14 protein-coding genes are annotated in these 14232 nt (G+C 46.7%); 3 read left to right on the top strand and 11 right to left on the bottom strand.

Annotated features, from left to right (window positions below):
* Positions 1-13 precede the first annotated feature (13 nt).
* Positions 14-886 (top strand): outer membrane protein assembly factor BamD, encoded by an 873-nt coding sequence (locus AOB49_RS05155; protein ID WP_062309331.1) that lies wholly within the window; start codon positions 14-16, stop codon positions 884-886.
* 20 nt (positions 887-906) lie between these two features.
* Here the strand turns inward: AOB49_RS05155 and alr are convergent, their stop codons facing one another.
* Positions 907-2031, bottom strand: a complete 1125-nt coding sequence (gene alr / locus AOB49_RS05150) for an alanine racemase (RefSeq protein ID WP_407070229.1) — start codon at positions 2029-2031, stop codon at positions 907-909.
* A gap of 50 nt (positions 2032-2081) precedes the next feature.
* On the opposite strand from alr, the gene lplT reads away from it, so the two are divergent.
* The gene (gene lplT, locus AOB49_RS05145; RefSeq protein ID WP_062308694.1) at positions 2082-3401 is read left to right on the top strand and encodes a lysophospholipid transporter LplT; all 1320 of its coding nucleotides are present in this window, start codon (positions 2082-2084) and stop codon (positions 3399-3401) included.
* A gap of 26 nt (positions 3402-3427) precedes the next feature.
* Here lplT and AOB49_RS05140 read toward each other — a convergent pair whose 3' ends face one another.
* Genes AOB49_RS05140 through scpA form a run of 8 tightly spaced genes read right to left on the bottom strand, consistent with a single transcriptional unit; the run spans position 3428 to position 12545 of the window.
* Entirely contained in the window at positions 3428-3970 is a 543-nt protein-coding gene (locus tag AOB49_RS05140) for a uracil-DNA glycosylase family protein (protein ID WP_062308692.1), read from the bottom strand.
* On the bottom strand, positions 3967-4512 hold the full coding sequence (gene rimI / locus AOB49_RS05135; protein ID WP_245640618.1) for a ribosomal protein S18-alanine N-acetyltransferase: 546 nt from the start codon (positions 4510-4512) through the stop codon (positions 3967-3969). Before rimI ends, AOB49_RS05140 begins: the two co-directional genes overlap by 4 nt.
* Complete coding sequence (tsaB, locus tag AOB49_RS05130) at positions 4505-5227, bottom strand: tRNA (adenosine(37)-N6)-threonylcarbamoyltransferase complex dimerization subunit type 1 TsaB (RefSeq protein ID WP_062308691.1); 723 nt, start codon at positions 5225-5227, stop codon at positions 4505-4507. Before tsaB ends, rimI begins: the two co-directional genes overlap by 8 nt.
* A gap of 22 nt (positions 5228-5249) precedes the next feature.
* Positions 5250-5711: a VOC family protein gene (locus AOB49_RS05125; RefSeq protein WP_062308689.1), complete on the bottom strand. Its 462-nt coding sequence runs from the start codon at positions 5709-5711 to the stop codon at positions 5250-5252.
* Positions 5712-5719: 8 nt separating this feature from the next.
* Positions 5720-7744: an acetyl-CoA carboxylase biotin carboxylase subunit gene (accC, locus tag AOB49_RS05120; protein WP_172793407.1), complete on the bottom strand. Its 2025-nt coding sequence runs from the start codon at positions 7742-7744 to the stop codon at positions 5720-5722.
* Between the two features lie 26 nt (positions 7745-7770).
* Positions 7771-9303: an acyl-CoA carboxylase subunit beta gene (locus AOB49_RS05115; RefSeq protein WP_062309325.1), complete on the bottom strand. Its 1533-nt coding sequence runs from the start codon at positions 9301-9303 to the stop codon at positions 7771-7773.
* Between the two features lie 10 nt (positions 9304-9313).
* On the bottom strand, positions 9314-10339 hold the full coding sequence (gene meaB / locus AOB49_RS05110; RefSeq protein ID WP_062308685.1) for a methylmalonyl Co-A mutase-associated GTPase MeaB: 1026 nt from the start codon (positions 10337-10339) through the stop codon (positions 9314-9316).
* Positions 10340-10352: 13 nt separating this feature from the next.
* Positions 10353-12545 (bottom strand): methylmalonyl-CoA mutase, encoded by a 2193-nt coding sequence (gene scpA / locus AOB49_RS05105; protein WP_062308684.1) that lies wholly within the window; start codon positions 12543-12545, stop codon positions 10353-10355.
* Between the two features lie 96 nt (positions 12546-12641).
* Between scpA and AOB49_RS05100 the strand changes: the two genes are divergently transcribed.
* Positions 12642-13280, top strand: coding sequence for a GntR family transcriptional regulator (locus AOB49_RS05100; RefSeq protein ID WP_062308682.1), 639 nt, complete (start codon positions 12642-12644; stop codon positions 13278-13280).
* A gap of 83 nt (positions 13281-13363) precedes the next feature.
* Here the strand turns inward: AOB49_RS05100 and AOB49_RS05095 are convergent, their stop codons facing one another.
* Both AOB49_RS05095 and AOB49_RS05090 read right to left on the bottom strand, forming a co-directional pair.
* The gene (locus AOB49_RS05095; RefSeq protein ID WP_062308680.1) at positions 13364-13708 is read right to left on the bottom strand and encodes a c-type cytochrome; all 345 of its coding nucleotides are present in this window, start codon (positions 13706-13708) and stop codon (positions 13364-13366) included.
* Between the two features lie 17 nt (positions 13709-13725).
* Positions 13726-14091, bottom strand: coding sequence for a c-type cytochrome (locus tag AOB49_RS05090; protein WP_062309323.1), 366 nt, complete (start codon positions 14089-14091; stop codon positions 13726-13728).
* Between the last annotated feature and the right edge of the window lie 141 nt (positions 14092-14232).

Raw genomic sequence — 14232 nt, 5'->3', positions numbered from 1 at the left:
GAGCCTTTTAGTTATGTCGGACGTTATTTCAGACGCCAGTTTAAGGCTTGCTGCCATTCTTGGGTCATCTTCCAAGAAATCTCTTTCATCCCTCCTGCTGAGCCTGGGTGTGGTTTGTATGGCATTAAGCGGTTGCGCTGGTAGCGATGGCCAAAAAGACGATACTGATATTTGGTCAGAAACCAAGCTGTATTCGGAGGCCAATGAAAAGTTAAATGATGCTGATTTTGCAAAATGCGGAAAATATTTCGAGAAATTAGAAGCCCGCTTCCCATTTGGCCCTTATTCGCAGCAAGCTCAGATCAATGCGGCTTATTGTTATTGGAAGGCGCAGGAGCAAGCTCAAGCCTTGGTTGCAATTGATCGCTTTATTAAACTGCACCAAGGTAGTCCTAACTTGGATTACGCCTACTACCTCAAAGGTCTTATTAGCTTTAATGATGACCTCGGTTGGCTGGGTAAATTTACCGGGCAAGATCTTAGCGAGCGAGACCCCAAAGCAGCCAAGGAAGCATTTGAATCTTTTAAAGTAGTTGTTGAGCGTTTCCCTGATAGCAAATATGCCCCAGATGCTTTAGACCGTATGCGCTATATCGTCAACTCCCTCGCGGAAGCAGATGTGATTGTTGCGCGCTTTTACTATCAACGCGGTGCATACCTCGCATCAGCGAATCGTGCTCAGCTCGTGATACGTGATTACGATCGCGCACCAGCCGTTGAAGAAGCCCTATACCTTCTTGTGAAGTCCTATGAAAAGTTGGGCATGACAGACCTCAGTAATGATGCCGCACGAGTCTTCAAACTCAATTTTCCTGATAGCCAGATGATGATTACTGGCCAGCGTGTGCAAAAAGAACGTCGCTGGTGGCAAATCTGGAATAAATAAGAGTTCTTGCTCTCGGTGATTTACTTGATCACCACCGGAACTCTTGGAGCTAGAGCGCAGATGAGCTCATAGCCAATGGTGCCACTCATTTGCGCAACATCATCCACAGGAACCTCGCCACCCCAAAGCTCCACTAAGCTTCCAATGTTGGCATTGGGAGCCCCCCTTAAATCAATCGTCAGCATATCCATGGAAACCTGACCAACAATCGGGCAAATCACATCATCCCCATCAGGGCCTGCACTAGCAACCCAAACCGGGGTACCATCCTTTGCGTGACGTGGGTAGCCATCGGCATATCCACAGGCAATAACGCCGATGCGCATATCCTCAGGCGCTTCATAGCGACCGCCATAGCCCACATGTTCACCCTTCTTGAGGTGCTGAATATCAATAATCTCACTTCTCAGCTCCATTACTGCCTGCAAGTCCGAGCGAACGATATCGGCAAAGCTGCCTGTAGGAGAAACACCATAGAGCATGATTCCCGGGCGAACCCAGTCACCCAACATATTGCGATGCCATAAAATCGCCGCGGAATTCGCTAAAGATGTTGGGGCTTGAAGACCATCAATTGCCTTCTCAAAGCATTCAAATTGTTCCCCAACAGTCGGCAATCGATCAACTTGATCCGCGTTCGCAAAATGCGTCATGTGATGCATATGGTATCTGGCAGCATGCAGGCGATGAAAGGCTTCACGATATTGCTCGGGCCTAAAGCCAAGTCGATTCATGCCAGAATTTAATTTCAAGAAAATATTGAGCGGATGACCTGGATAGTTTTGATGGGACTGAAGCCATTCCACTTGTTTTTCGCTATGAACAACCAGGTCACAATTCAATTTCACTGCTGTTTCCAGCTCATCAGGGTGAAAAAGGCCCTCTAACAACAGAATACGGCCAGCCCATCCATGATCCCTTAACCATTGAGCGTCCGCGATATCAAGCAAGGCAAAACCATCGGTCGATTCAAGCCCCTTAAAGGCCGCCTCAAGGGTGTGACCATAGGCTTTTGCCTTCACAACCGACCAAATCTTCGATTCAGGCGCCAACTCCCGAATTCTGTTTAAATTATGTCGGAAGGCCTCGGTATGAACGGATGCCAAAATTGGTCTATTAATCAAGCGATTAGCTGATGAGCCCATATCCACCCCTCCTTTCATGTTTTAATTGTATTAATGAATAGATTGTACGAATGAACCGTAGTTTTTACATCATTATGGCGGCGCAATTTTTTTCGTCGCTTGCTGATAACGCATTGCTGATCGCAGCAATCGCCCTCTTGGTCCAGCTCAACGCTCCGGCCTGGATGACTCCTTTACTCAAATTATTCTTCGTTCTCTCTTACGTATTGCTAGCAGCCTTTGTGGGAGCCTTTGCAGACTCCCGGCCCAAGGGTAACGTCATGTTTATCACCAACACTATCAAATTTGTTGGCTGCGTTGTGATGTTATTTGGTAGTCACCCACTCCTAGCTTATGCCATCGTTGGCCTTGGCGCGGCTGCTTACTCCCCGGCGAAATATGGCATCCTTACCGAACTTCTCCCTCCAGAAAAACTAGTAGCTGCTAATGGGTGGATTGAGGGTTTAACTGTAGGGTCGATCATCTTGGGGACCGTATTGGGGGGAGTTCTGATCAGCAAGACCGTCTCTCAGAGCCTCCTAGCCTGGGATATGCCTGCACTAGAAACTGGTATTGATACCGCTGCTGAATCAGCCATCATGATCATCATGTTCATTTATGTTCTAGCGGCACTGATTAATTTACGCATTCCTGATACAGGGGCGCGCTATGTCTCACAGAAAACTAACCCTATTGAGCTGGTGAAGGACTTTGCAGGTTGCTTCAAAACATTATGGAATGATAGGCTTGGTCAGATTTCCCTCGCAGTGACTACGCTTTTTTGGGGTGCTGGAGCCACGCTGCAATTTATCGTTATCAAGTGGGCGCAAGTTGCTTTGCACATGAATCTGTCCCAAGGCGCCATTCTTCAAGCAATCTCCGCTTTTGGGGTTGCTGGCGGCGCTGTCTGGGCTGCTTGGCGCGTTCCTCTTCGTAATTCTTTAAATGTCCTCCCCTACGGTATTGCCATGGGTCTCGTAGTTTGTGTCATGGCCATTTACAACTCCGATATGCTCCCCAATACAACATTGCTAAGTATTGGCAATCTTGAGTTATCACTCAATCTTCTGCCTGCTTATTTATTGTTGATATTGGTAGGTTGGCTGGCGGGTTATTTTGTAGTTCCAATGAATGCTCTGCTGCAGCATCGCGGCCATGTATTGATGTCTGCTGGACATTCAATCGCAGTTCAAAACTTCAATGAAAATATCTCGGTACTGATGATGCTGATGATCTATTCTGGATTAATTTGGCTAGATGTGCCAATTCAGTACGTCATTATTGGCTTTGGAGTTGCCGTCAGTTTTATCATGTGGCTCGTAATCAAAAGACACGCAGCCAATCAAGCGGAATATGATTCCATGCACCTCATCGGTGAGCATAAGCATTAAGGCATCAGCGCGCTTATGCTGAACTACTAAATATTTTGCATGACCGATTTAGCGAGAAGCAAGTCTTGCCAAAACAAGCCCTTATCTACTGATCTACTGACGAGATGATTTAGTTCAAATGTGGCAATCAAGGGAACTTCTTCAACTCCATCAGCATCAATAGCCAAAACAGTTTCTCTCAGCTGCGCCAATCCATCTCGTTCATTAGATAGCTTTTGGGCAGCCGCACCACCAAATGCCAATGCCACAATTGGCGTTCCATCTTGAGGTAGTTCCTCTGGGTTAATAGATTCAGCGGGATGTTTCCAGGTCCACTCTTGCGGAGTTAGGCCCAACACACGGATCACGTTATTAAAAAATATCTCAGCATCGCCTTGAGGCTTTGCACCAAAGAACCACCAGAGACCCATGGAAGCCCTCTCTTGGAGTGCCTGACTAGAGGGGGCAACTGGATCTACTTGACTAACTTGAGTGGAAATGCCGCCCACCTTTTGGTCGACAGGTGACGCATCGCGTGAGGTCCACTCAGTAATGCCCATCTCTTTGAGGAACGAGGAATGTGTATTCATGATGCTAGCTTAATCGATTTGGCCATGACAAGAGCATCCTCTCTATTTCCAGTATTTGGATTTTGTGGATAGTATTGTTTACGAAGACCGATTTGTTCGTATCCTAAATTCTCGTATAGCTTTAAAGCGCTAGTGTTACTCGGCCTCACCTCTAGAAGAATGCGGGGAATTTTCTGTTGGGTAGCTACACCTTCAATCGCCTGCATGATCTTCGCACCAATTCCCAATCTTCGTAATTTAGGTGAAACCGTAATATTTAAAAGATGTAACTCATCCACTGCTGGGAATAAAACGCAATAGGCCCAAAGTATCTGGGGATCAAGATAGCTGCCTGCAATAGGCTCATCAACTTGGGGTCTCACACAATACGCCCAATGACCGGCGGCAATCGAATCTGCAAAATTGCCGTGCGTCCATGGATGAATATGGGAAAGATTTTCAATCGCTAAAACAGCGTCAAGGTCAGCATTCGTCATAGGCAAAAAAGAAAGTTCAGACACACCTTCTGCATAGGAATGCATTAATTCTGAGGAATCAGACATTTTGCTGTTTTCGTTCTGCATGCGTAAAAGCCACCTTATTGCGAATATACAGTGGCTCTAAAGTATGGATATCCGACCTTAAACCTTTCGACCAAAGGGCTCGTCCGCACGCTAAGACACCAAGCGCAGTAATGTGAATATCAGCATCCTGACAGGACGTCGGCAGAGGACTTGGAGTGGAAGCGAATAAGCGCTTACCAAACTCATTTATAGCGCTACCAGCGACATACTGCGCTTCCATCAGTTGAACCTGATCTGGAGAACTCAAAATAATCTCACCCAGTCTTTGCGGGATCTGATGAGGCATCACTTGATAACGAGCCCAATACACCTCATTCATCCGAGCATCTATTGCCACGACAAAACTTTGGGCTTGAGATTCGATGAATGACGGAGATAGTACAAGCTCTGCAGCAATAGCATCAAGACTTGCGACAGGCACCACAGGAAGTCCTACGGCTGTTGCCAAGCCCTGAACAACCGCCACGCCTAGTCGCACACCAGTAAAAGCACCGGGACCTACGCCAATAGCAATGCCATCAAGCTCGCGAAGTTGGATGCCACCCTCTGTAAGTAACTCATCAACCCAAGGCAGGATCAGCTGACTAGCACCAGCAGATACCTTTTGGTGACGCAGCAATGGCTCGGCATTATTTAACGATAAAGCCACCGAACACCACGCGGAGGAGGTATCGATGGCTAGTAGATTGGTCAATCTAGGCCCTCTTAATAATTTATCAACTCAAAGCCTTAATGATATCTGGCGGTGCTTGAACCAACTCAATGAGAACGCCCTCACCGCAGAGCGGAAACTCCTCATTTCCTTTTGGGTGAACAAAAGTGATGTCGTGTCCACCAGCCCCATTACGAATACCGCCTGGTGCAAAACGCAAACCCTGTGCAGACAACCACTCGACTGCTTTAGGTAGATCATCAACCCATAAACCAATATGGTTCAAGGGTGTTTGGTGGACAGCTGGCTTTTTGTCAATATCCAAAGGCTGCATCAGATCAACTTCAATTTCATGAACCCCTTCTCCGATTGCGCAAATATCTTCATCGACATTCTCACGTTCAGAGACAAAAGTGCTCTTGTACTCAAAGCCGAGTAAATCCACCCAAAGCTTGCGTAGGCGATCTTTATTTTCTCCACCGATAGCAACTTGCTGAATACCCAAAATTTTAAATGGCTTAGTCATAATGCACCCTATTCAAAGCGAATAATCAACTGGTCAACGGCTAAACTTTCACCCACATTGGCGCAAATCTGGGCAACAACACCATCTTGCGCAGCAACCAAAGTATTCTCCATTTTCATGGCTTCGATCGCGGCTAATTTTTGACCGGCGGTAACAGAGTCGCCAACCTTAACGGAAATATTAGTCAGTAAACCAGGCATTGGCGACATAACCAACTTGGATGTATCGGGGGGAACCTTGACTAACATACGGCGCTGCAACTCTGCACCCAACGGGCTTAGAACCATGCATTCGTAATGCGCACCATCTAACACCAAAACGTACTTAACACCCTTGCGTTCAACTTGAGCAGTGATCTTGTTGCTTCCATTAATGGTTGCATGCAAACAGATTTGGCCAGGACGCCAATTGCTCACGATGTCATAACGAGTTATGCCATCATGCTCATCGATGAAGACGGAATAGACACCATCTTTAAGTTCAACCCGAATCGGAACTTCTTGAGCGCCATCACTCGAACCCACTCGTGCACCAGTAACTACAACAAATTTCTTTGCAATAGTCATCTCATGGCCAGCTAGCTGACCATCAATCATTTTGATGTGCTCAAGATAACGATAGCGCATAAATGCAGCCAAGGCCGCTAGGCGTTTGGGATCTGAAGGTTGAACAGAGTCTTTTTTAAATCCTTCTGGATACTCCTCTGCAATAAACCCGGTTGTAAAGTCCCCAGACACGAATCTTGGATGCTGCAATAAGGCAGCCTGAAATGGAATATTTGAGTGAATGCCGCGAATCACGAAATCATTTAGAGCGGCACGCATCTTTTCAATTGCCTCAGCACGATCTTTGCCATGAACAATGAGTTTGGCAATCATTGAGTCGTAATACATTGGAATCTCACCACCTTCATACACGCCTGTATCCACGCGTACGCCATCTACCGCAGCTGGTGGGCGGTATTTAACTAGACGTCCAGTCGATGGGAGGAAATTGCGGAACGGATCATCGGCATTAATTCGGCACTCCATAGACCAGCCATTAAGCTTGATATCTTCTTGCTTAAATGCCAACTTCTCGCCAGCTGCAACACGTATCATTTGCTCAACGAGGTCTAAGCCAGTGATTCCCTCTGTTACGGGGTGCTCCACTTGGAGTCGGGTATTCATTTCCAAGAAATAGAAAGACTTATCTTTACCGACAACAAATTCAACAGTGCCGGCCGATTGATAGTTCACTGCCTTAGCCAATGCAACCGCTTGTTCACCCATTGCCTTTCGAGTGGCAGGATCAATAAAAGGTGATGGCGCCTCTTCAATAACTTTTTGATGGCGACGTTGAATAGAACAATCACGTTCGCCTAGATAGACGACATTGCCATGTGAGTCCCCCAAGACCTGAATTTCAATATGGCGTGGGCCTTCGACAAATTTTTCAATAAAGACACGGTCGTCACCAAAGCTATTAAGAGCCTCGGTACGGCAGGCTGTGAAACCTTCAAACGCTTCCTTGTCATTAAAAGCAACGCGCAGACCCTTGCCGCCGCCACCAGCAGAAGCTTTGATCATGACTGGATAGCCGATTCCTTGCGCGATCTTGACAGCATCCTCTGGCTTCTCAATCGCTTCATTGAAGCCTGGAATAGTATTTACCTTAGCCTCTAGCGCTAACTTCTTAGAGGCAATCTTATCCCCCATCGCTGCAATAGATTGATATTTAGGGCCAATAAAAACAATACCCTCTTCTTCGCATCGACGAGCGAATTGCTCGTTTTCAGAGAGGAAGCCATATCCTGGATGAACTGCTTGAGCGCCAGTATCTTTGCATGCTTGAATAATGCGATCCATCACCAGATAAGACTCACGAGAAGGTGCCGGTCCAATACAGACAGCCTCGTCAGCCATTTGTACGTGACGCGCTTCCTTATCTGCCTCAGAGTAGACGGCAACCGTCTTGATACCCATCTTCTTAGCAGTCTTCATTACACGGCAAGCGATCTCGCCGCGATTTGCAATCAAAATTTTCTTAAACATTTTCGTAGTCATGATGTGTCGGCGCCTTAAAGAGGAATATTGCCGTGTTTACGCGCGGGATTAGTCAGCTCTTTATCTTTGAGCATTGCTAAAGAGCGTGAAATCCGCTTGCGGGTTTCATGAGGCAGAATGACATCATCGATATACCCTCGGCGTCCCGCGACAAATGGATTTGCAAACTTTGCCTTGTATTCTGCTTCACGAGCAGCAATTTTTTCAGGATCGGATTTCTCTTCACGGAAAATAATTTCAACTGCACCTTTAGGGCCCATGACCGCGATCTCTGCTGAAGGCCATGCGAAGTTGACATCACCACGCAAGTGCTTAGAGGCCATCACATCATAGGCACCACCGTAAGCCTTACGTGTAATCAAAGTAACCTTAGGTACGGTGCAGTCAGCATATGCATACAGTAACTTGGCACCATGTTTAATGATGCCGCCATATTCCTGCGCCGTTCCAGGCATAAATCCAGGAACATCGACTAGCGTTACCACGGGTATATTGAAGGCATCACAGAAACGAACAAATCGTGCAGCCTTAATTGAGGCTTTGATATCTAAACAACCAGCTAAAACTAAAGGCTGATTGGCGACGATACCAATTGAGCGCCCTTCCATGCGCGCAAAGCCAATCAAGATGTTTTTGGCATAGTCTGGCTGCAACTCAAAGAATTCGCCATCATCAACAATCTTCTGAATCAATTCCTTCATGTCATAGGGCTGATTTGGATTGCTTGGAACCAAAGTATCTAATGAGAAATCAGGCTCTTCAGTCCTCATCGCCCCATTAATCATGGGAGGCTTCTCTCGATTGGATAGCGGCAGGTAATTGAAGAAACGACGCAACATCATGATGGCATCGACATCATTATCAAATGCCAAATCACAAACCCCAGAAACGGTGGAATGGGTAACTGCGCCTCCCAGCTCTTCGGCTGTCACGTCCTCATGGGTCACCGTCTTGACAACCTCTGGACCAGTTACAAACATGTAAGAGCTGTCTTTCACCATGAAGATGAAATCGGTCAAAGCTGGGGAATATACAGCTCCACCAGCAGATGGACCCATGATGAGGGAGATCTGAGGGATCACACCTGAAGCAGTCACGTTACGCTGGAAGATTTCAGCATAGCCACCCAAGGATGCGACACCCTCCTGAATACGAGCGCCACCAGAGTCGTTCAAGCCAATAACCGGAGCGCCTACCTTGAGCGCTTGATCCATGATTTTGCAAATTTTCTCTGCGTGTGCCTCAGAAAGAGATCCGCCCAGCACGGTAAAGTCTTGAGAAAACACAAACACTAGGCGACCATTAATCATTCCATAGCCGGTAACAACACCATCACCCGGAACGGTTTGATCGGCCATGCCGAAGTCATAGCAACGATGCTCGACAAACATATCCCACTCTTCGAAGGTCCCGGCATCTAATAGAAGCTCAATTCGCTCACGAGCAGTGAGCTTCCCTTTTGAGTGCTGAGCGGCAATACGTTTCTGCCCGCCACCCAATCTAGCGAGTTCGCGCTTTGCTTCAAGCTGTTGAATGATTTCCTTCATACCTACTCCCTTAGAAAAATTCATGCCCCATTGCCTCGAGCAAACGTCTCGCAGCAACAGAAGCGGCCATGGTTCCTTGATTTACCTCGGCAGTAATGCCGGGCAATAATGTTTGTACTGCGGGGTGATTCCGAAAAGCGTTTTTCAGTCCAGCATCAATCCTGTCCCACATCCAAGCGCCCGCTTGCTGTTGACGACGTGATTGCAATTTGCCATTAGCGTTTTGTAGTTTTTGAAAATGCAAAATCTTTTCCCATAACTCTGGTACGCCACTACCTTGCAAGGCACTCAAGGTCATCACAGTAGGATGCCAGAACTCTTGATCGTGAGAAGCGTGATCTGGATTACCTTGAAAGCCTAGCAAGCGTAAAGAGCTAGTAATAAATAATTGGGCACGCATGGCGGCATCTGGGTCTATGTCGACCTTGTTAATGACAATTAAATCGGCAATTTCCATGACGCCTTTTTTAATCGCCTGTAGATCATCGCCAGCGTTTGGGAGTTGCAATAGCAAAAACATATCCGTCATGCCCGCTACGGCAATCTCGCTTTGACCAACGCCAACCGTTTCAACAATAATCACATCAAAACCCGCGGCTTCAGCAACCAACATTGCTTCGCGTGTTTTCTCTGCTACGCCACCGAGAGTGCAAGATGATGGGCTTGGACGAATAAAGGCATTGTCTAGTACCGACAACTTCTCCATGCGCGTTTTATCGCCAAGAATAGATCCGCCAGATAAGCTGGAAGAAGGATCAATGGCCAGGACGGCAACACGATGACCCTTCTCTATGAGATAAAGTCCAAGTGATTCAATCAAGGTGGACTTGCCCACTCCTGGAACTCCAGAAATACCTAAGCGAAATGATTTTCCTGTTTTTGGCAATAAGGTGTTGAGAACCTCGTCAGCGCGCCGACGATGATCCATACGCGTTGACTCAAGCAAAGTAATAATCTTCGCCAGTGCGCGTCGCTGCTTAAGCGATGGCGCGCCAGTAAGGTCGTTTACTAAGACCTGGTCGGTAGCTTCAAGCACCTAATATCCCGTATTAGACTGGTTTTACAGACTTACGAATCTGCTCAAGAACATCCTTGGCTGATGCTGGAATTGGTGTGCCTGGACCATAGATTCCTTTCACACCAGCTTCATATAAGAATTCATAGTCTTGTCTTGGTATCACACCACCGACGAACACAATAATATCGTCTGATCCCTGCTTCTTCAATTCTGCAATGATTGCGGGTACTAAAGTCTTATGGCCAGCAGCCAAGGTAGAGATACCTAGTGCGTGCACATCGTTTTCAATGGCTTGACGGGCGCATTCTTCCGGCGTTTGGAATAGCGGGCCAATATCAACGTCAAAACCCAAATCAGCATAGGCCGTAGCAACAACCTTTGCGCCGCGATCATGGCCATCCTGACCAAGTTTGGCAATCATGACTCGTGGACGACGACCAAAATCTTTTGCGAAATCGGCGATTTCTACTTTCAGTTTTTCCCAACCCTCGGCTGAGTCATAAGCAGCTGCATACACACCTGTCACCTTTTGAGTATCGGCGCGATGGCGCCCGTAAACTTTTTCCAAAGCATCAGAAACTTCACCAACTGTTGCACGCAAACGAATTGCCTGCACTGCCAGCTCCAACAAATTGCCGGTGTTTTCTTCTGCAGCCTTTGTTAATGAATCAAGCGCAGCCTCCACTTTCTTGCTATCACGCTTGGCTTTAATCTCCTTCAACCGAGCCACTTGACTTTCACGAACCTTATCGTTGTCAATCATAAGAACATCGACCAAATCTTCTTTGCCGAGTTTGTACTTATTCACACCAACGATTACATCTGATCCTGAATCAATCTTGGCTTGCTTCTCTGCTGCAGCAGCTTCAATCTTGAGTTTTGCCCAGCCACTTTCAACTGCCTTGGTCATGCCACCCATAGCATCGACTTCCTGAATAATCTCCCAGGCCTTATCAGCCATTTCTTGCGTGAGATTTTCCATCATGTATGAACCCGCCCATGGATCAATCACGCTCGTAATGTGCGTCTCTTCTTGCAAAATTAATTGGGTGTTTCGTGCAATGCGGCTAGAGAACTCCGAAGGCAATGCAATTGCCTCATCAAATGAGTTGGTATGGAGAGACTGCGTGCCGCCAAATACCGCAGCCATTGCTTCTACCGTCGTACGAACGACGTTGTTGTATGGGTCTTGCTCTGTGAGCGACCAGCCAGAAGTTTGGCAATGGGTGCGCAACATCAAGGACTTTGGATTTTTTGGTTCAAAGGACTTCATAATGCGCCACCACAGGAGTCGTGCGGCACGAAGCTTGGCGACCTCTAGGTAGAAGTTCATACCAATCGCAAAGAAGAAAGAAAGACGACCAGCAAATCCATCTACATCAAGACCTTTAGCAAGAGCAGTTTTGACATACTCTTTTCCATCGGCCAATGTGAAAGCCAATTCAAGAACCTGATTTGCTCCAGCCTCTTGCATGTGATAGCCCGATATGGAAATCGAGTTAAATTTTGGCATGTGCTTAGCGGTGTACTCAATAATGTCGCCAATGATGCGCATGGATGGCTCTGGTGGATAAATATAGGTATTGCGCACCATGAACTCTTTGAGAATGTCATTCTGAATTGTTCCAGATAACAACTCCTGCTTAACGCCCTGCTCTTCACCTGCGACGATATAACCTGCCAGCACTGGCAAGACCGCACCATTCATCGTCATCGATACCGAGACTTTGTCCAACGGAATACCATCGAACAAAATTTTCATGTCCTCAACAGAATCAATCGCAACACCAGCCTTACCCACATCACCTGTAACACGCGGATGGTCTGAGTCATAGCCACGGTGAGTTGCCAAATCAAAAGCTACGGATACCCCTTGACCTCCTGCGGCAAGTGCTTTCCGGTAAAACGCATTAGATTCTTCGGCTGTTGAGAATCCGGCGTACTGGCGAATAGTCCATGGACGAACGGAATACATTGTTGCTTGTGGTCCACGCACAAACGGCTCAAAACCTGGCAAGGAATTGGTGTATTGCAGACCATCAACATCTTCAGAGGTATAGAGCGCCTTGAGATGAATACCATCAGGTGTCTTCCAACCGAGTTGATCTACATCTCCGTTAGGTGCAGATTTTTGAGCTGATTTTTTCCAGGCCTCTAAATTGCTATCTGGAACATTTGGCCAACTGTTAGAAGAATGTGACGCAGACTTTTTACTATTACTCATAAAGCACTCCCGGTTGGCTTTATTGCATTGTTTCTAAATTTGTAGGGCTATTTTGCTTGACAATTTATAATTTGTCTAGATACTGTATACATAATTATGAATACAAAATTACTAAATAGACCTCTTTACGAAAACGTAGCTGAGCGTTTGCGGGAGCAGATTTTTGCCCATGAGTTGGCGCCAGGCAGTTGGTTGGATGAGCAAAAATTGGCGATGGAATTTGGCATCAGCCGAACGCCAATGCGAGAAGCCATCAAGGTTTTGGCCTCTGAGGGTCTGGTGACAACCAAAATGAACCGGGGCGCATATGTCACTGAAGTGGATCGTCGCGATTTAGAGCAGATTTTTACTATTCTCTCGCTCTTAGAGGGGCAAGCAGCAAAAGAAACAGCTACCAAAGCAAGCGAAGATCAATTAACGCAGCTCGATAATCTGCACCATCGCCTGGAAAAAGCGGCTGCTGACCGAGATATTGAACAATTTTTTGAGATAAATGTCCGCTTTCACGATCTCATCCAAGATATAGCCGGGAACAAGTGGATGAATGGCGTGATTGAGGATTTACGCAAGGTTCTCAAGCTTCAACGCAGAGACTCCCTGAGTCGTAGCGGCCGCCTACAAAGTTCACTACTTGAGCACCGGGAGATTCTTCAGGCCATCCTCAAGAGAGACCCCGCAGCTGCCGAATCGGCTATGCGCAAGCATTTGGCTCGAGGGCTTGAGGCAACAAAATAAGTTGAATGTAGTAAAAGTGTATATAAAACAAAGGCTTAGGAGATTATCCTAAGCCTTTAATTTGACACTTCAGGAAAAAAGAATTACTTCTTGATCACAAAATTTCCTGGTAATTTCGAAATGTAAGCAGCGATATCCTGTAGATCAGCATCAGAAAAGGTCTGAACCTGAGAGGACATCACAGCGTTATTGCGGCCAAATTGAGCATTGGAATTGCCCAATTGATAGGCGCGTAAAGCGTAATACAAGTAATCTTGATACTGACCTCCAAGCTTGGGGTATGCAGGAAGAATGGGAGCATTTAAGCCAGCACCATGACAGGAGGCACAATTTGCCTTCTCAACGAGTGCTTGACCTTTATCTGCATTAGCAGCATGCGCTAAACCAATGCTAGATAACAAAATGGCGGTAAATAGTGCGACTTTCATAAACGTGCCTCTAAATATCACTTCAATGGGTTATTCGGTGAGCTGGCAGTTTGCGCAGCATAGTATTCGCCAAGGTCGGCCATATCTTGATCAGATAGGCTGGCCGCAACTGAGCGCATTGTTGGATGCTTGCGTTCACCCTTCTTATACGCAGCTAAAGCGCTAGCGATGTAAGCGGCGTTTTGACCGCCCAACATAGGCACCTTATAGGTAAAGGGATAGTCTGCACGATAGTCAGGAATGGAATGGCAGCCAACACAGAGCCAAACCTTGCCTTGAGCAGCCTGAGCCGAGCCTTTTACTTCTTGAGCCTGCACAGATACTCCAGCAAATGCCAGGCTAGCGCATAGGGCCAATTGGGAAAGAATGAGGTGTTTTTTCATAGAAATCATCATTAACAGGTTTGATTTAAATCAATTTGCAAAGAGTATAGCGGAGAGTGGCTTGCACACGCCATATCGGACCTCCAAATCCGTAAAAACACTGAAAATCAGAGCGCTTTTACCTATACTGCAAGGCTATTG

It is taken from the genome of Polynucleobacter sinensis (genome assembly GCF_001595985.1).
Classification (GTDB): Bacteria; Pseudomonadota; Gammaproteobacteria; order Burkholderiales; family Burkholderiaceae; genus Polynucleobacter; species Polynucleobacter sinensis.
The sequence above is the reverse complement of the archived record's forward strand: the minus strand, read 5'-3'. Positions and strand labels throughout refer to the sequence as shown.